The organism is Parafrigoribacterium soli (assembly GCF_040227235.1).
GTDB lineage: Bacteria > Actinomycetota > Actinomycetes > Actinomycetales > Microbacteriaceae > Parafrigoribacterium_A > Parafrigoribacterium_A soli.
Window position 1 is genome coordinate 287,240 of the sequence record NZ_JBELNZ010000003.1, and the last position, 17,340, is coordinate 304,579.

At 65.4% G+C, this 17,340-nt stretch carries 17 protein-coding genes; 7 read left to right on the forward strand and 10 right to left on the reverse strand.

What is annotated here, in order from left to right; all coding sequences use genetic code 11:
• Positions 1-31: 31 nt before the first annotated feature.
• On the reverse strand, positions 32-832 hold the full coding sequence (locus tag ABUA37_RS09650; RefSeq protein WP_349898940.1) for a M15 family metallopeptidase: 801 nt from the start codon (positions 830-832) through the stop codon (positions 32-34).
• Between the two features lie 291 nt (positions 833-1,123).
• Between ABUA37_RS09650 and ABUA37_RS09655 the strand changes: the two genes are divergently transcribed.
• The 6 genes from ABUA37_RS09655 to ABUA37_RS09680 all read left to right on the forward strand — a co-directional run bounded on the left by ABUA37_RS09655 (position 1,124) and on the right by ABUA37_RS09680 (position 8,195).
• Positions 1,124-2,449 carry an ABC transporter substrate-binding protein gene (locus tag ABUA37_RS09655; protein ID WP_349898941.1) on the forward strand — a complete coding sequence of 442 codons (1,326 nt, stop codon included), beginning with the start codon at positions 1,124-1,126 and terminating at the stop codon, positions 2,447-2,449.
• Positions 2,450-2,514: 65 nt separating this feature from the next.
• Positions 2,515-3,615: a carbohydrate ABC transporter permease gene (locus ABUA37_RS09660; RefSeq protein ID WP_349898943.1), complete on the forward strand. Its 1,101-nt coding sequence runs from the start codon at positions 2,515-2,517 to the stop codon at positions 3,613-3,615.
• Positions 3,612-4,502, forward strand: coding sequence for a carbohydrate ABC transporter permease (locus tag ABUA37_RS09665; protein ID WP_349898944.1), 891 nt, complete (start codon positions 3,612-3,614; stop codon positions 4,500-4,502). The genes ABUA37_RS09660 and ABUA37_RS09665 overlap by 4 nt, the downstream gene beginning before the upstream one ends.
• Positions 4,502-5,938, forward strand: a complete 1,437-nt coding sequence (locus ABUA37_RS09670; protein WP_349898945.1) for a GH1 family beta-glucosidase — start codon at positions 4,502-4,504, stop codon at positions 5,936-5,938. Before ABUA37_RS09665 ends, ABUA37_RS09670 begins: the two co-directional genes overlap by 1 nt.
• A gap of 6 nt (positions 5,939-5,944) precedes the next feature.
• Positions 5,945-6,985, forward strand: coding sequence for a LacI family DNA-binding transcriptional regulator (locus ABUA37_RS09675; RefSeq protein ID WP_349898946.1), 1,041 nt, complete (start codon positions 5,945-5,947; stop codon positions 6,983-6,985).
• 208 nt (positions 6,986-7,193) lie between these two features.
• Positions 7,194-8,195: a LacI family DNA-binding transcriptional regulator gene (locus tag ABUA37_RS09680; RefSeq protein ID WP_349898947.1), complete on the forward strand. Its 1,002-nt coding sequence runs from the start codon at positions 7,194-7,196 to the stop codon at positions 8,193-8,195.
• On the opposite strand, the gene ABUA37_RS09685 is transcribed toward ABUA37_RS09680, so the two are convergent.
• Together ABUA37_RS09685 and ABUA37_RS09690 are read right to left on the reverse strand one after the other, a co-directional pair.
• Complete coding sequence (locus tag ABUA37_RS09685) at positions 8,192-9,526, reverse strand: MFS transporter (RefSeq protein WP_349898949.1); 1,335 nt, start codon at positions 9,524-9,526, stop codon at positions 8,192-8,194. The genes ABUA37_RS09680 and ABUA37_RS09685 overlap by 4 nt on opposite strands.
• Positions 9,527-9,659: 133 nt before the next feature.
• A complete protein-coding gene (locus ABUA37_RS09690; protein ID WP_349898950.1) occupies positions 9,660-10,040 on the reverse strand; it encodes a Fe-S oxidoreductase in 381 nt (126 codons plus the stop codon).
• Positions 10,041-10,142: 102 nt separating this feature from the next.
• Here ABUA37_RS09690 and ABUA37_RS09695 point away from each other — a divergent pair, with 102 nt between their 5' ends.
• Complete coding sequence (locus tag ABUA37_RS09695; RefSeq protein ID WP_349898951.1) at positions 10,143-10,538, forward strand: RidA family protein; 396 nt, start codon at positions 10,143-10,145, stop codon at positions 10,536-10,538.
• 3 nt (positions 10,539-10,541) lie between these two features.
• Here the strand turns inward: ABUA37_RS09695 and ABUA37_RS09700 are convergent, their stop codons facing one another.
• From ABUA37_RS09700 to ABUA37_RS09730, 7 genes are all read right to left on the reverse strand, one after another.
• Positions 10,542-11,393 (reverse strand): DNA-methyltransferase, encoded by an 852-nt coding sequence (locus tag ABUA37_RS09700; protein WP_349898953.1) that lies wholly within the window; start codon positions 11,391-11,393, stop codon positions 10,542-10,544.
• Positions 11,394-11,527: 134 nt separating this feature from the next.
• Positions 11,528-11,815 carry a hypothetical protein gene (locus ABUA37_RS09705; RefSeq protein ID WP_349898954.1) on the reverse strand — a complete coding sequence of 96 codons (288 nt, stop codon included), beginning with the start codon at positions 11,813-11,815 and terminating at the stop codon, positions 11,528-11,530.
• Between the two features lie 52 nt (positions 11,816-11,867).
• Positions 11,868-12,917: a lipoate--protein ligase family protein gene (locus ABUA37_RS09710; protein ID WP_349898955.1), complete on the reverse strand. Its 1,050-nt coding sequence runs from the start codon at positions 12,915-12,917 to the stop codon at positions 11,868-11,870.
• 68 nt (positions 12,918-12,985) lie between these two features.
• Positions 12,986-13,414 (reverse strand): HIT family protein, encoded by a 429-nt coding sequence (locus ABUA37_RS09715; RefSeq protein ID WP_349898956.1) that lies wholly within the window; start codon positions 13,412-13,414, stop codon positions 12,986-12,988.
• A gap of 7 nt (positions 13,415-13,421) precedes the next feature.
• Positions 13,422-14,306: an alpha/beta fold hydrolase gene (locus tag ABUA37_RS09720; RefSeq protein WP_349898957.1), complete on the reverse strand. Its 885-nt coding sequence runs from the start codon at positions 14,304-14,306 to the stop codon at positions 13,422-13,424.
• 65 nt (positions 14,307-14,371) lie between these two features.
• The gene (locus ABUA37_RS09725; protein WP_349898958.1) at positions 14,372-15,835 is read right to left on the reverse strand and encodes an FGGY-family carbohydrate kinase; all 1,464 of its coding nucleotides are present in this window, start codon (positions 15,833-15,835) and stop codon (positions 14,372-14,374) included.
• A 4-nt stretch (positions 15,836-15,839) separates the two neighbouring features.
• On the reverse strand, positions 15,840-17,303 hold the full coding sequence (locus tag ABUA37_RS09730) for an FAD-binding oxidoreductase (RefSeq protein WP_349898960.1): 1,464 nt from the start codon (positions 17,301-17,303) through the stop codon (positions 15,840-15,842).
• Positions 17,304-17,340 lie beyond the last annotated feature (37 nt).

Consider the following 17,340-nt stretch of genomic DNA (forward strand, 5'->3'; position numbering starts at 1 on the left):
CCTGGGCCTGTCGCACGGCGCTTCGACAAGCTCAGCGAGCGTGCGCGTAGTCCGGCGCTGGCGGCAGGCCGAAGAACTCCTCGAGCGTCGTGAAGCCCGTCTCGTGCATCTCGGTGGCGAGCTCCACACCGATGTAGCGGAAGTGCCACGGCTCGTACATGTAGCCGGTCACCGCGACCTTGTCTGCCGGATACCGCAGCAGAAAGCCGAAGCGATAGGCGTTGGCCGCGAGCCACTTACCCTGCGGCGTCTGCCCGAAGCAGGCAGCGAGTGCACACGTGAGCGGTTGGGCGCTGATGTCTGCCGCCAGGCCGGTCTGGTGCTCGCTGAAGCCAGGTCGGGCGCTCTGCGCGTCCGCGCCGGCCTGGCCGGCGCTGCGCACATAGCCGTTGTAGACGTTCACCTGCACGGCGTAGGAGCGGTATGCACTCTGCAACTGCATGCCGCCGGCGCCTTCGGCCTTGGCCGCCGCGAACATCGCAACCATGGCATCCGCTGCTGCCGCCCGCAGCGTCGGTGGGTTGAGGTGTGGCACCGGGGTCTGCACGAGATCCGGCGGTACGTAGTTCGCGGGCTTGAGCTGTCTGAGCTTGTCTGCGACCACCCAGATGCTCGTCGGGTCATCGATCGAGAGCGCGTGCTTGTTGAAGAACGACTTCGGCTTGTCGACCGGCGGCGCGGGCGACGGGGTGACCGACGCGGAGGGACTGTCGGACGCGGAGGCGCTGGCCTGCCGCACCGGGACCCTGTCGGGTGCGCAGCCGGTCAGCGTGAGCGCGAGCGAGGCGGCCACCAGCGCGACGACCGGACGGGAGGCTCGCGCTGAGGGCATGCTGATGATGATAGTTGGGCCGCGATCACGCCGAGGTGCACGCCAACGAGCGCCACGGTTCAGGATTCCAACGTCACGTCTTGATAACGGCTCCTCGCCCGTATTCACCGGCCCGGCGCCGTGCGCAGGGGTTCCTGAAAGCGAAATCATCTGAGAGCGCTCCCACGACCGCGTTGACTTCGCTCTCGTGATCTGTATAGTCTGACCGCGATTGTCTGAGAGCGCTCCCACAGTTGGATTTGGGAGCGCTCCCATCGATCGTCCCCCATCCACGCACACAAAGGAGTGACCGTGAAACTTTCACGACGCACCACCCTCGCAGCAAGCATCGCCATGGCCTCGGCCATCGCCATGCTGGCAACCGGATGTTCGACCGGCGGCACCACCGGCGGCAGCTCCGACGAGAACATCACCCTCACTATCACGACCTTCGGCACCATGGGTCTCGACGCCAACTACAAGGCGTACGAGAAGGCCCACCCGAACATCACCATCAAGGCGACGAACATCGACACCGGTGACAACGCCAAGACCGACTGGCAGACCAAGCAGGCCGCCGGCGCCGGGCTCCCCGACATCCAGGCCACCGAAGAGGGATGGCTGAGCGCCGTCATGCAGGTCTCGGACCAGTTCCAAGATCTGCGCGACTACGGCATGAACAAGATCAAGGACCGCTGGGTCGACTGGAAGGTCGCTCAGATGACCGATAAGGACGGCCGCATCATCGGTTACGGCACGGACATCGGCCCGGAGGGACTCTGCTACAACAGCAAGCTCTTCGCCGCTGCAGGCATGCCGAGCGACCGCGAGGGTGTCGCCAAGCTGCTCGGCGGAGCAGACGCAACCTGGGACGACTACTTCAAGGTCGGCGCCGAGTACAAGGAGAAGACCGGCAAGGCCTTCTACGACCAGTCCGGATTCATCTGGAACGCCATGGTCAACCAGCAGAAGGAGGGCTACTACACCTCCGATGGCAAGCTCAACGTGCAGAACAACGCCACGCTGAAGGGCCTCTGGTCCAAGCTCGCGGCGGCGACCACGTCCGGTCAGTCCTCCAACCAGACCCAGTGGGACTGGGGCAAGGGCAAGGCATTCCTTGACGGTAGCTTCGCGACCATGATCTGCCCGGGCTGGATGCTCGGCAACGTCAAGGGCGGCGTCACCCAGGGCGGCGGAGACGCCACCTCCGGTTGGGACTTCGCCGACGTGTTCCCCGGCGGCGCAGCCAACTGGGGCGGAAGCTTCCTGACCATCCCGAAGACGTCGAAGCACCCGAAGGAGGCCGCGGCACTCGCCGAGTGGCTGACCGAGCCCGCGCAGCAGACGAAGGCCTTCGAGAAGGCCGGAACGTTCCCGAGCACGCTCAAGGGACAGACCGAGCCAGGCGTGACCGGCCCGAACGAGCTGTCGAAGTTCTTCAACGACGCTCCGGTCGGCGAGATCCTCGCCTCCCGCGCCAAGGGTGTCGTCGCTCAGTTCAAGGGTCCGGATGACTCGGTCATCCAGTCACAGGTGTTCGGCCCGTCCGTGCAGCTGCTCGACTCGAGCAAGGCGAACGGCGACAAGGCCTGGGCCAACGCCATGGACCTGCTCAAGCAGCTCGTCATCAACAAGTAGCACCTCTTCACCCGAGGCCCCCGGTCTTCACGACCGGGGGCCTCACCCTCTCGGAGACAAAGCCCATGACATCCACACTCACCTCTCGGAAGCAGCGTTCTGCCGCGGCCGAGGCGCGGCAAACCGACGTGCTGACCCTCAGGCAGCGACTCAACCGCCTCGATGTCAAGGCATCCCCGTACCTCTACATCGCACCCTTCTTCATCCTGTTCGCCCTCATCGGGCTATTCCCGCTGGCCTACACCTTCGTGGTCTCGATCAACGACTGGAACCTGCTCACCGGACCCGGTGACTGGGTCGGCTTCGCCAACTACGCGGCCGAGATGGCCGATCCGTTCTTCTGGAAGTCGCTGTTCAACACGATGAGCATCTTCCTGCTCTCGGCGATACCGCAGCTGATCGCCGCGACGTTCTTCGCGGCGATCCTCGACCAGAACATCCGAGCCAAGACCTTCTGGCGGATGAGCGTGCTGCTGCCGTACGTGGTCACTCCGGTCGCCGTGACGTTGATCTTCTCGAGCGCCTTCGATGAGAAGTACGGCCTCATCAACAACGTGCTCACGGCCTTCCACATCGACCCGGTGGCCTGGAAGACCGACGTGTTCCCCTCGCACATTGCGATCGCCAGCATGGTCAACTGGCGGTGGACGGGCTACAACGCGCTCATCCTTCTCGCCGCGATGCAGGCCGTGCCGCGCGACGTGCACGAGTCAGCCTCGCTCGACGGAGCGGGCTCGATGCGCCGGTTCTTCTCGATCACGCTGCCGAGCATCCGGCCCACCATGATCTTCGTGATCATCACCGCGACCATCGGCGGCCTGCAGATCTTCACCGAACCCAAGCTGTTCAACGCGACGAGCGCGACGCCGGGCGGACCGCAGCGCCAGTACCAGACCACGGTGCTCTACCTCTGGGACATGGCCTTCAACCGGCAGAACTTCGGCAAGGCATCCGCCATCGCGTGGCTGCTGTTCCTGCTCATTGTCATCATCGGCGTACTCAACTTCCTGATCTCGAAGCGCATCGCGACGACCGAGGCGAAGGTGAGTCGGCGACGGGCGTCGAAGCGGCTCGCGGCCTACGAGGCCGATCGCGCGCTGGCCGCGGGATCCACATCCACTGTTCCCGCCGCACCGGCGGCCGACGACGCGAAGAGAGAGTCATGAGCGCGATCGCGACCAAGCAGGCGCCTGCCGCAACCACACAGAACAGGGCGCCGCGGCGCAGGTCGATGGGCATCGACCGTCGGCCGGGGTGGTTCACCTACGCGGTGCTGATCGTCATCTTCGTCGGTGGCGCGTATCCACTTTGGTGGTCGTACATCGCCGGCAGCAGCCCGAGCAGCGTGCTCAGCGCGCAGTGGCCGCCCATCCTGCCTGGAAGCCTGTTCTGGAAGAACGTCGCGGATGTTCTCGACACGGTGCCGTTCTGGCTCGCGCTTGGCAACTCCATCATCGTCTCCAGCGTGATCACGGTCTCCGTCGTCTTCTTCTCCACCCTCGCCGGCTACTCATTCGCGAAGCTGAAGTTCCGCGGGCGTGAGGGCCTCATGGTCTTCGTCATCGGCACGCTTGCCGTGCCGACGCAGCTCGGCATCATCCCGCTGTTCATGCTGATGAAGCAGTTCGGCTGGACGGGAACGCTCGGCGCGGTCATCGTGCCCACGCTCGTCACCGCCTTCGGTGTGTTCTTCATGCGGCAGTACCTGCTCGATGTCATTCCGGATGAGCTCATCGAGGCCGCGCGCATGGACGGCGCCACGATGCTGGGCACGTTCTGGCACGTCGGAGTTCCCGCCGCGAGACCCGCCATGGCGATTCTCGCTCTGTTCACGTTCATGACGGCGTGGACCGACTATCTTTGGCCATTGCTGGTTGTGCCACAGAACCCGACGCTGCAGGTGGCCCTGAGTCAACTGCAGTCCGCGAAGTACGTGGACTACTCCATCGTGCTCGCAGGAGCCGTGATGGCGACGATTCCACTGCTGGTACTGTTCGTGCTCGCAGGTAAGCAACTCGTCTCCGGCATCATGGCCGGGGCGGTGAAAGGCTGATGACCGACGTGAAAGAGGCAGGCAACGTGAACCGCACCTTCCCGAAAGACTTCCTGTTCGGTGTCGCAACGGCGGCGTACCAGATCGAGGGTGCCGCCCACGAGGATGGCCGCACCGATTCCATCTGGGACGCGTTCAGTCGCCTGCCCGGCGCCGTGGTGGGAGCAGACAGCGGCGAGGTGGCCTGCGATCACTACCACCGCTCGGCCGACGACGTGAAGCTCATGGCCGACCTGGGCATCCAGACCTACCGCTTCTCAACCTCCTGGGCTCGGGTGCGACCCGACGGCGGGGCCGTGAACGAGAAGGGTCTCGACTTCTATTCGAAGCTCGTTGACGAACTGCTCGATAACGATATCAAGCCGTGGTTGACGCTCTACCACTGGGATCTTCCGCAGGCGCTCGAGGAGCGGGGCGGCTGGACCAACCGCGAGACCGCGGAGCGCTTCACCGAGTACGCGCTCGCGGTGCACGACCGGCTCGGTGACCGGGTCGACGCGTGGACGACGCTCAACGAGCCCTGGTGCTCGTCTTTCCTCGGCTACACGGGCGGCGAGCACGCGCCCGGGCGCCAGAACAAGCGCGACGGCATGGTCGCGGCGCACCACCTGCTGCTGGCGCACGGCCTCACGGTGAACGAACTGCGGGCGCGCGACAACAACCTCAAGCTCGGCATCACGCTGAACCTCACGGTGGCCGACCCGCTCGATCCGACGGATGCCGGTGATGTCGAGGCAGCGAGAAAGATCGACGGCCAGTTCAACCGCTTCTTCCTCGACCCGATCTTCCGCGGAGAGTACCCGGCGGACATCCTGGAGGACCTGGCGCAGCACCACTTTGAAGACGTTGTGCAGGCGGGCGACCTGGCGATCATCTCGACGCCGATCGATGCTCTCGGCGTCAACTATTACCACGGCGAGGCGCTGAGCGCGCACCCGCCGACGGTGCCGGAGATCACCACCGCCGCGCCGAGCGCACGGCCCAAGGCGTCGCCGTTCCCCGACACGGACGGCGTGTTCTGGCATCCGCGCGGCTACCCCGTGACGGCCATGGGCTGGGAGGTGCAGCCGGAGGGCCTCACCCGACTGCTGCGCCGGGTGAAGGATGACTACACCGGCTCGAAGGTCGACCTCTACGTGACCGAGAACGGCGCGGCCTACAACGACGTCGTGGCCGAGGACGGAGTGGTGCACGACGAGGAGCGGGCGGAGTTCCTGCGACTGCACCTCGGCGCGATCCTCGACGCGATCGACCAGGGCGTCGACGTCAAGGGCTATTTCTACTGGTCGCTCATGGACAATTTTGAGTGGGCCTGGGGCTACGCGAAACGCTTCGGCCTCGTTAGGGTCGACTACGACAGCCAGGTGCGCACGGTCAAGGAGAGCGGCCGTGAGTACGCGAGGATCATCGCGAACCGAAGCGAGGCTACGTCCTAAGCTGTGGTGTTCGAGGTAACGCAGCCCGAGGAGGCGAAACTGGCCGTGACGTCCGCCCCCACGCTCGAGATGGTCGCCGCCCGCGCGGGAGTGTCGCGCTCGACGGTCTCGCGCGTCGTCAACTCCTCCCCGCAGGTCACGGCGGATGTCGTGGCGATTGTCAACGCGGCGATCGCCGAACTCGGCTACGTTCCCAATCGCGCCGCGAGGTCGCTCGCAAGCCGGCGCACCTACGCGATCGCCCTGGTGATCCCCGAGAACACCGCCAAGTTCTTCTCGGACCCCTACTTCGCGGCCGTGATCCAGGGGGCAGCCAATTTTCTTGGTGCGAGCGACTACGTGCTCAACCTCCTCATCGGTTCTCCCGGTGACGAACTGAAGACGCTGCGCTACGTCGAGCGGGGCAACGTCGACGGTGCGCTCGTGCTCTCCCACCACAGTGATGATGGCTCATACCTGAAGCTCGGCAGCTCGATGCCGGTGGTCTTCGGTGGCCGGCCGGCCGGGTCTGACAGCGATGAGGCGTATTACGTCGACATCGACAATGTCGAGGCTGGCACGATGGCCACGCGCCACCTCATCGAGCGGGGCCGCAGCCGAATAGCGACCATCGCCGGGCCGCAAGACATGTCCGCTGGAACAGACCGCATCGCCGGGTGGCGCTCGGCGCTGACCGGCGCGAAGCTGACCCCCGGTCCGATCGAATACGGCGACTTCACACCCGTCGGCGGTGCCGATGCCATGCGCCGCCTGCTGCAGCAGCATGCTTCGTTCGATGGGCTGTTCGTCGCCTCCGCCCAGATGGCATCCGGAGCACTCGGCGTGCTTCGCGAGGCGGGGCTCTCGGTTCCGGCGGATGTGGGCGTCACGACAGTCGACAACGATTATTTCGCGATCAACGCCATTCCGCCGCTCACGACGATCGAGCAGCCGACCCAGCAACAGGGCGCGAAGATGGCCGAAATGCTCCTCGATATCATCGAGGGCCGCCCGGTTGACAGGCACGCCACTATCGCGACCACGCTCGTCATTCGCGACTCCGCCTAGCATCGAGCGGCACTCGGTCGGCGCGACACGTACACTGGGGGCAACCCGGAGCTATTACAAACGTTGTCGTCTCGTTAGTGTCTAGTAAGCGACAACGACGCGCAGCAGCAATAGAGGGGAACGGCCAGAGATGCGAAACTTTTTTCGCGCCGGGGGAAGATCACGCCCAGCATCGGCCGCGCGGGGCGATCAACGGGATCAGCGCACTGTGGATCCCACGGCGACGCTCGAGATGGTCGCCGAACGCGCGGGCGTCTCCCGCTCGACCGTGGCGCAGGTGCTCGATGCCTCCGGCGAGGTGCCGGCGGTCGTCGTCGATCGCGTGACCGCCGCGATAGCCGAACTCGGCTACGTTCCCGACCGTGGGCGCAGTGTCAGCGGCAAGCGGCGCAGCTACTCGATCGCCCTGGTCATCCCGGAGACGGCGAGCAAGTTCTTCGCGGACTCGTACTTCCCCGCTGTCATCCAGGGCGCCGCCGCCTTTCTTGAAGACACCGACTACGTGCTCAACCTTCTGATCGGTTCGCCGGCCGAGTCCGAGAAGACCATGCGCTATCTGCAGGATGGCAACGTGGATGGCGTGCTCGTGATCTCCCACCATTCGGATGACAGCTCGTACCTGCTGCTCAGCAAGTCCGTGCCGGTGGTCTTTGCCGGTCGCCCGACCGGCATCGACAGCGACGAGGCCTGCTACATCAACGTCGACAACGTCGGCGCTGGCGCGACGGCCACCCGCCACCTCATCGAACGCGGCCATACGCGCATCGCCACCATCGCTGGCCCGCAAAACATGGTGGCAGCGGTCGACCGTGTCACCGGCTGGAGAACCGCGCTCGAGACCGCCGGCCTCACGCCCGGCCCCATCGAATCCGCGGACTTCACCCCCGTGGGCGGCGTGTATGCGATGCGGCGCCTCCTGAAGCAGGAGGTGCCGTTCGACGGTATCTTCATCGCGTCGTCGCAGATGGCGTCGGGCGCCCTGACCGTGCTGCGGGACGCCGGACTGAACGTTCCGACCGACGTCGGCATCACCACCGTCGACAACGATCAGTTCGCCATCAACGCCGAACCACCGCTGACCACGATGGAACAGCCCACCACCCTCCACGGCGCGCGGATTGCCGAGATGCTCATCGACGTCATCGAAGGGCGCGACGTCGACAAGCAGGCGACGATCGCCACGACGCTCATCGTTCGCGACTCGGCCTAGCCGAACTGGCCGCGCGGCTCGATGCTCATGAGCCTCGAGTGCCTGCGCAACCTGAAGCGCAGCGACAGCCGGCCGGATCGGGCGAGCAGTACCGCGACGACGATGGCGGCCAGACACGGCACGACACCCGAGATCGCCATGGCGCCGCGCGCTCCGACGACCTCGGCCAGCCATCCCATCACGGGACTCCCGAGCGCCTGACCTCCGACCGCGACCATCGAGTACAGCGCCATGACGCGACCACGGATTATGCGGTTGGACGACAGTTGCACTACCGCCTCCGCCGTGGTCGAGAACAGCATGCGCATGAACCCGATGCTGGCGAGTGCCACGAGGAAGACGCTCAGGACGGGCGCGATGCCCGTGAGGATCAGGGTCAGCCCAAACAGCCCGGCCGAGAAGACGATGAAGCGCAGCCGGAAGGTGATGCGCCTGGTCGAGGCGACCGCGCCGACGAGCGCACCGACCGCCGCGGCCGAACTGTAGAGACCGTATCCGGCAGCACCCGAGTGGAAGACGCTATCGGCGAAGGCCACGAGCAGCACCGGCAGGTTCATGCCGAAGGTGTAGACGAAGGCGAGCATGACCATCGGCCAGAAGATCGACGGCTTCGAGCGGACATACCGCAGCGCCTCGCGGATCTGCCCCTTCGCCTGCTGAACCACGAGGGATGGCAGCAGCTCCGACTTGCGCATCGCGAGCAGCGCAACGATCACGAGACATCCGGCGAGCGAATTGATGCCGATCGCCCAGCCGGCACCCACGAGCGCGAGCATGACGCCGCTGATGGCTGGGCCGAGCAATCCGCCGAGGTGCCAGATCGAGGCGTTCACGCTGATGGCGTTGCTGAGGTGCCGCTGGCCCACCATCTCGTTGACGAAGACCTTCTTCGCGGGCTGATCGACGACATCTACGAAGCCCAGGAGGCACGCGGTGAGGTAGACCTGCCAGACCTGCACGACGCCCGTGAACACGAGGGCCGCGAGCACGCCGCACAGGATGACGCCGATCGTCTGCGTGGTGATCATGGTCGGGCGCTTCTTGAAGCGATCGGTGATGACGCCGCCGAATGGACCGAACAGCAGCATCGGGCCGAACTGCAGAGCTGCGGTGATGCCGACCGCGGTGACGCTCCCGGTGAGCTCGAAGACGAGCCAGTCGATCGCGATGCGCTGCATCCACACCGAGGTGTACGAGATCGACTGCGACATCGCGTACAGGCGGTAGTTGTGGATGCGCAGGGAAATGAAGGAGTCGCGCCAGCGCGGCGGCTTCAGCAGAACAGGAATCGGCGCCGTCGCGGTGTCTGCGTCAGCAGCGTCTGGAGCCATCACTCAACCGTAGAACGGCCGCGCCCATTCGACAGCATTATCTGGGCTATAAGTCGCATTACATCCCGCAATACCCCGCTGCGTGAGGTCTGGCCATCTGCTGTTCCACAGGTGCCGGAAGAACCCCCGGACTTCAGCGGGAGAGGTAGCCACCCTTTTCCAGGCCTGCCTCGATCTCGAAGCGATTCTTGAGCGGATTGCGGCCGGCGACGAAGTACAGCAGCGGCAGGAGCATGCCGTAGCGCGCCCACTGCGACTTGTGCACCGCCTCGTGCTCGAGCACGTCATCCGTGACGTTGTCGTCGGTGAGGTAGGTACCTCCGACGCAGGAGCCGCCCCGACCGAACGCCCACTTCGGCATCCCGCGGAACACGACGAGGCCGTTCCGGCGCTCGATGTGGCCGGTGCTCCAGATGAAACCCCAGGCCATCCCGACCGCGGTGGCGTAGGTGTAGCCCGCCCTGCTGATCGGGGAGTCGAGCAGAACGGTCTTGGTCACACGGGCGGCAGTCATGGTCTTCCTACCGTAACGAAACGGGCGACTCGGCGTTCAGACAGCGGACTGGATACGATGATGGCAGCTTCACCTCCCCGCACCAGTGTCGATCGGAGAGCAATGTCAGCACCACGATTCCTCAACCCCGCCTCGCTTCACGCGCCGTCCGGCTACAGCCACGTCGCGGAGACCTCCGGCGGCAGAACGATCTACCTCTCTGGGCAGGTGGCGCTGTCTCCCGAGGGCGAGATCGTGGGGCGGAACGACACGAGAGCCCAGGCCCATCAGGTCTTCACCAACCTCTCCAACGCCCTCGCGGCCGTGGGAGCCACCTTCGAGGACGTCGTCAAGCTCACCTACTTCATGATCGACATGGCCGACTTTCCGGCCGTGCGCGAGGTGCGCGACAGCTTCGTGAACACCGCGCAACCGCCGGCCAGCTCCGCCGTTCAGGTGAGCGGACTCGTCTTCGACTGGATCCGGCTCGAGGTGGAGGCGGTCGCGGTCATCGACTGACACTCACTGGAAGTCGACGCCCGCCTTGGCGAGGCGCTTCTGGATGACGGCCATCGCATCCGGGCTCTGGTCAACGAGCACGAAACGGCGCCCGAGCGCGGCCGCGACGACCCCGGTCGTACCCGAGCCCGCGAAGAAGTCGAGCACCCAGTCGCCCTCACGGCTCGAGGCCTGCACGATGCGGCGCAGGATCCCCTGCGGCTTTTGCGTCGGGTAGCCGGTCTTCTCCTTGCCCGTCGGGGAGACGATCGTGTGCCACCACACATCCGTCGGCAGCTTGCCGCGCGCGGCCTTCTCCGGCGTGACGAGGCCCGGCGCCATGTACGGCTCGCGGTCGACCTCCTCGGAGTTGAAGTAGTAGCCGCTCGGGTTTTTCACGTAGACGAGGATCGTGTCGTGCTTTGCCGGCCACCTGCTCTTGGACTTCCCGCCATAGTCGTAGGCCCAGATGATCTCGTTGAGAAAACTCTCCCGGCCGAAAAGCGCGTCGAGCAGCACCTTCGCGTAGTGCGCCTCGCGGTAGTCGAGGTGCAGGTAGAGCGTGCCGTCGTCGGCGAGCAGCCGCCAGGCCTCGGCCAACCGCGGTTCGAGAAAGGTCCAGTAGTCGTCGAAGCTGTCGTCGTAGCTCATCAGGTCGCCGCGGATGCGCTCGTAGAGTTCTCCCTTGAACCCCTTGATCGTTCCGGATGCGCTGCGCACGCTCGTCGTGGACTGCCTCGCCTGGCTGCGGCCGGTATTGAACGGCGGATCGAGGTAGACGAGGGTGAACGAGGCACTGGGCAGCCCGGCGATCACCTTGAGATTGTCACCCTGGATGACTCGGTCGGCTCCTGTGGGCGACCAGTCTGTGGGCATAGGGCCATTGTCCCATCCCCGAGGTTGTCGTCGGACATCGAGCCGAAGGCTCCGCCCATAGAGGCCCACCACGCCCCCGCCTTCGGCTCGATGTCCGACGACCTGTGCGCGGGTCCGCCCGTAGAGCGGGTTGATTAGTCGCGCTGGGAGACGTCGATCGTGACCTTGCCGTTGAAGATGCCCTTGTCGCCATCACCGGCGAGCGGCGCCGGAGCCGGCATCCTGGTCTGGCGGTCGAGCTCGAGCGCGGCCTCGTGCCTGGCCGGCGCGAAGACCTCGTCGCCGATTCCCATCAGCCCTCCGCCGTGGGCCGAACTCTTCTTGCCGGTGGCGCCGGAAAGGTCGATCAGCCTGAGCTTCTGCAGCACAAAGAACAGCGCCGGGATTCCGACGACGACACCCCCGAAGACCCACCAGTTCACGAGCTAAGGGTAACCCGTACGGGGGACAATCCCGACGTAACCGTGCGTGTTCTCAGGGAACGCGGTAGAGCCACTCGGCCGTGCCGAACTTTTCATCCACGAGCGTCTGGGCCTTCGCGAGCTCGTCCGCGGTCACCTCGTCGGCGGTCGCGCCGTAGAGACCCCTGAACGTCGACTCCATGCGCTCGATAATCTCGGCACGACTCAGGCCGGTCTGGCTGCGCAGCGGGTCGACCCGCTTATTGGCGCTCTTGGTGCCCTTATCGCTCATCTTCTCGCGACCGATGCGCAGCACCTGCACCATCTTGTCGCCGTCCATGTCGTAGCTCATCGTCACGTGGTGCAGCACCGCGCCGGTGCCGAGGCGCTTCTGGGCTGCTCCGCCGATCTTGCCCTTCGGGCTCGTGATGTCGTTGAGCGGCTGGTAGAACGCGTCGATTCCGAGCGACTTGAGCGCGGTGATGACCCATTCGTCGAGGAAGGCGTAGGAGTCGGCGAACGTCATCCCGTGCACGAGGTCGGTCGGTGCGTAGATCGAATAGGTGATGACGGAGCCGGCCTCCATGAACATGGCGCCGCCCCCGCTGATACGACGGGTGACCTGAAAGCCGTATTTATCGGCGTTCTCCATGTCGACCTCGTTCTTCACCGACTGGAAGCTTCCGATGACGACGCCCGGTTCGTTCCACTCCCAGATGCGCACGGTGGGCTTGCGGCGACCCGCGCCGACCTCCTCGGCGAGCACCTGATCGAGCGCCATCTGCAGTACCGGGGCGTAGGCCTCGCCATGGATGAGCTGCCAGTCGTAGTCGCGCCAGCTCGTCGCGTGAGCAAGAGAACGACGGATGGCGACGGCGACCGCTTCTGGCGAGAAGCCGAGCAGGGTCGCACCCTCGGGCAGCGCCTGCCGCACGGCGGACGCGAGCTGGGCGGCATCCGCGGATTCTGGCAGACCGTTGATCGCCGAATCGATGCGCTCGAGCGCGCTGTCGGGTTCGAGGAAGAAGTCGCCGGCGAGCCGGAAGTTCGCAATGACGCCGTCGACGACATCGAGGTCGACGACCACGAGCTTTCCGCCTGGAACCTTGTACTCGCCGTGCATGGTGCTCCCTCTGGTTATGCGGCGGCGAGGTCTCGACAGGCTCGACCCGCGGGGGCCGCGGAACCAGCTTATTCCGGCGGCACCCGATCGCCGTGTCCGAGTGCGCGCAAGCGTGATCGCAGACGCACAGCGGCCTCGTCGAGTGCGGCCGGGCGAGCAGCACGGTCGATGCCCGTCGGATGGAACTCGAACGGCGACCAGGACGGCCAGATGTGCACGTGGACGTGCGGCACCATGTAGCCCTCGATCATGAGTCCGACCCGGTCGGAGCTCCACTCCTGGCGCTGGGCCAGACCGATCTGGTGGGCGATCGACATGAGGTGCGCCATCAACTCCTCAGGCAGGTCGAGCCAACGATCCACCTCGAGGCGCGGCACCACGAGGGTGTGGCCGGGCTGACGCGGCTCGATGGTGAGGAACGCGACGGCACGATCGTCCGTCCAGATCATCCGTGCCGGGGCGCGACCCTCGATGATGTCGGTGAAGATGCTGGCCATCGAGCGCTCAGGCGTTCGTGCGCCCGGCGCCCAGTCGATCCTTGAGCCAGGCGATCGTGTCTGCGTACACCTCTTCGCGGTTGGTTTCGTTGAAGATCTCGTGCCGCGCATCCTCGTAGACGATGAGTTCGACGTCGCTCAGCCCACTGCGCGTGAGGTAGCTCTGTGCGAGCAGCTCGGCGCTCTCGGTGCCGCCGAAGGGATCGTCGCTTCCGATCTGGATGAGCACCGGAAGATCGGAGGGGAGGTCGCGTGCCGGCCGGCCGAGCAGCCGCAGACTGTCGAACAGGCCGAAGAGCTGGAGCGCTCGCGCCGTGAAGGTGAGCTCGTCATCCTGGAACGCGCGCGCGACGGCCGGATCCCGGCTGAGCCATTCGTTGCCCGTCGTGCCGAGGTGGGCGTGCTTGGCGTTGAGGTCGCCACCGTTCATGTGGCGAAGCGTGCGATAGGCGGTGCCGGTGAGCACGAGCGCGTCGTATTCGCCCGAGTGCCGATTCACGATCTTCTGCGCGATGATCGAGCCCCAGCTGTGTCCGAGTAACGCGAGGGGGACGCCGGGGTTCTCCGAGCGGATGATGTCGGTGAGCTCGCGCACGGATTCTACGGTTCCGCGCATGCCGCCGGGCCCGAGCCTGCCGAGCTTCGTGCTGTCGCCGGCCCACTGCCCCAGGCCGGTCTGCCCGTGGCCGTAGTGATCGTCGGCGTAGACGGAGAAGCCGGCCGTGACGAGCTTCTGCGCGAGTTCCTCGTAGCGCACGGCGTGGTCGCCGAGGCCATGCGCGATCTGCACGACCCCCCTCGGCTTGCCCGCCTTCCACTGGTAGAAGTGCACCTTCACGCCGCGCGCATCCACGAAGCTGCGGTCCTGGCGTGCCGCCGTGAACTGGATCACGATGTCTCCCTGCTCTGCCTGGCGAAGATGCCGATGGCCCAGTGTACGGCGACCGGTGCTCGGAATCAGTCCGGCGCCGGCTCTTCCCGAGACTGCAGTTCCGTCGTCATCCACTCGAACAGCCCATCCGTTCTAGCCCGCAGTCCGGTGTGCACGCGGTGCAGTCGGGAATACGCGGCAGCGCGGTTCTGCGACGGCTCCACGGGAGGCGCGTAACGCACCATTCTGGTGATGGCCTCGTCCCAGGACGGATGCATGCCGCTCCCGACCGCAGCACAGATCGCCGCGCCCATGCCCGCCGCGTCGTCCGTCTCTGCCCGCCTCACAACCAGGCCGAAGACATCCGCGATGATGGTAGCGATCAGCTGGGAGCGCGCACCTCCGCCGCTCAGGATGACGCTGTCGAATCGGCGTTCGAGCGCGGTCTCCATCGCCGCTGCGTGGTCGGCCATCGTGAACGCGAGGCCTTCGAGGATCGAACGGTAGATATGGAACCGACCCTGGCTGCCATCGAAACCGAGGAGTGCCCCGCGCCGATACTGCGCGTTCGCGGGCGCAAGCCAGTCGAGCACCGTCATCAACCCGCCGCTGCCAGGGGGTACGGACGCTGCACCCTCGTTGAGCCGCTCCTCGAGGGAGTAGAGCCGATCCCCGAGCGCATCCTCCTGCTCCGCGTCATTCGCCTCGGCCTGGAGAAGCGAGCGAAACCAGCTCACAGTCCACATGCCGCGTCGAATGCCCTCACTCTCATAGAGGTATTGACCGGGTCGTGAGCCGAAATTGACCCAGAACGCATCCGCACTCGCCGATCCGTCCCCGATCGTCATGGACGACACGTAGGTACCGAGCGAAAGCACGAGTTCCGACTCACCGCGAAGTCCCGAGCCGAGCGCCTCGACCGCCTTGTCATTGGCCGTCGCATAGACCACGATGCCTTCGGGAATGCCCGTTGCCGCTGCGGCCTCCGCCGTCACCATCCCGAGGGGAGAACCTGGATCGACGAGGTCGAAGAGCATCGCGCGGGTCATCCCCGTGTCTCGATACGCCTGCGGATCGTCGGACCAGCGCCAGGTGTTCTGATCAATCGGCCACACGCCCTGATAATTGGCCGCGGCATCGCTGAACGCACCGGTCAGCCTCCGGGTGATGTATCCGGACGAGGTCGTCACGTACGTCGCCTGCGCATCGCTGGGTTCGAACGGTCGTCCCACGCGCGAGTCCATCCAGCTGAGCATCGGCTCTGCAAGCTGGCCGTCGGCATCGAGGATGGCACGGCAGAAGCGAATGGTGCAGAGTCCGACGGCCACGATCTCGGATGCGTCGCCCGTGAAACGGTCGAGCGCGAGACGGCAGGCCGACGCGATCGATTCCCACACGTCGTCGCCCGGATGCACGACGTGGCCCGGCGCAGGATGCAGGTACGGTCGCAACCCGACCCGCGCGCTCGCGTGGACGCGCCCGTCGGCATCCACAATCGACACCTTGGTGCTCTGCGAACCGTTGTCGATCGCTACGACGTACGCCGCCACTTGCTCAGTCCTTCAACGGGAAAATGGTGCCGGGGTTCATGATGCCGTTCGGGTCGAAGGCGGTCTTCAGGGTGCGCAACATCGAGTAGGCGCTCCCGTGCTCAACCTCGGTCCACCCGGTGCGGTACTTACCGATGCCGTGATGATGCACCATTGAGCCTCCCAGCCTGAGCGCCTCTTCCACGATGATCGCATTGATGGGCTCGTGATACTCGGTGATCTCTTCACGCGGTTCGCAATGAATGTCGTAGTCGTAGACGAAGTAGAGGTTGGTGCCGGTCTGGTAGCTGTGCGACGAGTGCGCACCGAGCATGGTGAGATCGGACGCTCGGGGGAACTCCTCGCGCACCCTCCGCATGACCGACTCATAGAGATCGTTCACCCGAGACCAGTCCACGGAGACCTCGGTGGTGTAACCGAGGTGCGCGTTCGCAACCATCTCGGCGCGCTCGGCATCGATCGCCGCCTGGTCCCAATTGAGGCGACCGAACCAGCTCTCGATGAGACTCGTCTCCACCCGCTCGTGGGGACGGGATGCGAACACCGCCTCGATGGCCTGGGCCGTTGCTGCGGTGATCGAGGCTGGCCCCTCCGCCATGAGCACGACGACACTCTTGCCGGCATAGAAGTGGGCGAAGTGCTGCCGCGCGTCCTCCGGCGAATACACGCGGCAGATCGAGGGTCGGTACCCCGCCGTGATCAGCTCGCGCAGGGCGTCGACGCCCTGGCCGAAGTCATCGAGCAAAAAACCGAAGAAACGATTGTTCTCCGGCTGGTATCGGAACACCTTGATCGTGACCTCGGTGATGAAGCACAGCGCGCCTTCGTTGCCGACCACGATGTGCCGGATGTCGGGCCCAGCCGCTCGGCGCGGAACGTTCTTGATCCTGCTGATGGTGCCATCCGGGAACACCGCCTCGAGACCGACGACCATGTCTTCGATGCCGCCGTACAGGGTTGAGAACTGGCCGATCGAGCGAGTCGCGGTGAGGCCGCCGTACTGTGCGAGCGGCTTCGACTGAGGCGAATGGCCCGTGGTCAGGCCCTGCTCGCGGAGCCGATCCTCAAGAACCTGAAGGGGAACACCGCACTCCACCGTCGCCATCATGTCGACAGCGTTGATCGAGAGGATGGCATCCATGCGCGAACCGTCGAGCACGATCGAGTCTGCGATCACGGTCTCGAGGCCGCCCTCGGTCGCGGTGCGCCCTGTGCGCGGCACAACGGCGACGAGGTTCTCGTTCGCAAACCGGAGCGTCGCAGCCACCTCGTCCGACGACCGTGGATACGCGATAGCCGCGGGGAACGGGCCGTCGAAGATGTCGTGGGCGGCCGTGTACTTCTTGAATCGATCGACGCTGGCCTCGCGCAGCGCGCGTTCGTCCGTGTCGATGTGATCGGTGCCGAGGAGGCCTGCGAGGGCTGAGACGATCTGCTCGCGGCTGAGGGGTGATCGGGATGCGGACATGATGCTCCTGGATGAGTGGATGAAAGCTGACGTGGTT

Excerpts from the sequence above, each read along its gene's own strand:
- ABUA37_RS09690 (WP_349898950.1), bottom strand. The coding sequence starts at position 10,040 with ATGACTGCCGCCCGTGTGACCAAGACCGTTCTGCTCGACTCCCCGATC.
- ABUA37_RS09650 (WP_349898940.1), bottom strand. The coding sequence starts at position 832 with ATGCCCTCAGCGCGAGCCTCCCGTCCGGTCGTCGCGCTGGTGGCCGCC.
- ABUA37_RS09660 (WP_349898943.1), top strand. The coding sequence starts at position 2,515 with ATGACATCCACACTCACCTCTCGGAAGCAGCGTTCTGCCGCGGCCGAG.
- ABUA37_RS09670 (WP_349898945.1), top strand. The coding sequence starts at position 4,502 with ATGACCGACGTGAAAGAGGCAGGCAACGTGAACCGCACCTTCCCGAAA.
- ABUA37_RS09710 (WP_349898955.1), bottom strand. The coding sequence starts at position 12,917 with ATGCACGGCGAGTACAAGGTTCCAGGCGGAAAGCTCGTGGTCGTCGAC.
- ABUA37_RS09730 (WP_349898960.1), bottom strand. The coding sequence starts at position 17,303 with ATGTCCGCATCCCGATCACCCCTCAGCCGCGAGCAGATCGTCTCAGCC.
- ABUA37_RS09695 (WP_349898951.1), top strand. The coding sequence starts at position 10,143 with ATGTCAGCACCACGATTCCTCAACCCCGCCTCGCTTCACGCGCCGTCC.
- ABUA37_RS09700 (WP_349898953.1), bottom strand. The coding sequence starts at position 11,393 with ATGCCCACAGACTGGTCGCCCACAGGAGCCGACCGAGTCATCCAGGGT.
- ABUA37_RS09685 (WP_349898949.1), bottom strand. The coding sequence starts at position 9,526 with ATGGCTCCAGACGCTGCTGACGCAGACACCGCGACGGCGCCGATTCCT.
- ABUA37_RS09665 (WP_349898944.1), top strand. The coding sequence starts at position 3,612 with ATGAGCGCGATCGCGACCAAGCAGGCGCCTGCCGCAACCACACAGAAC.
- ABUA37_RS09715 (WP_349898956.1), bottom strand. The coding sequence starts at position 13,414 with ATGGCCAGCATCTTCACCGACATCATCGAGGGTCGCGCCCCGGCACGG.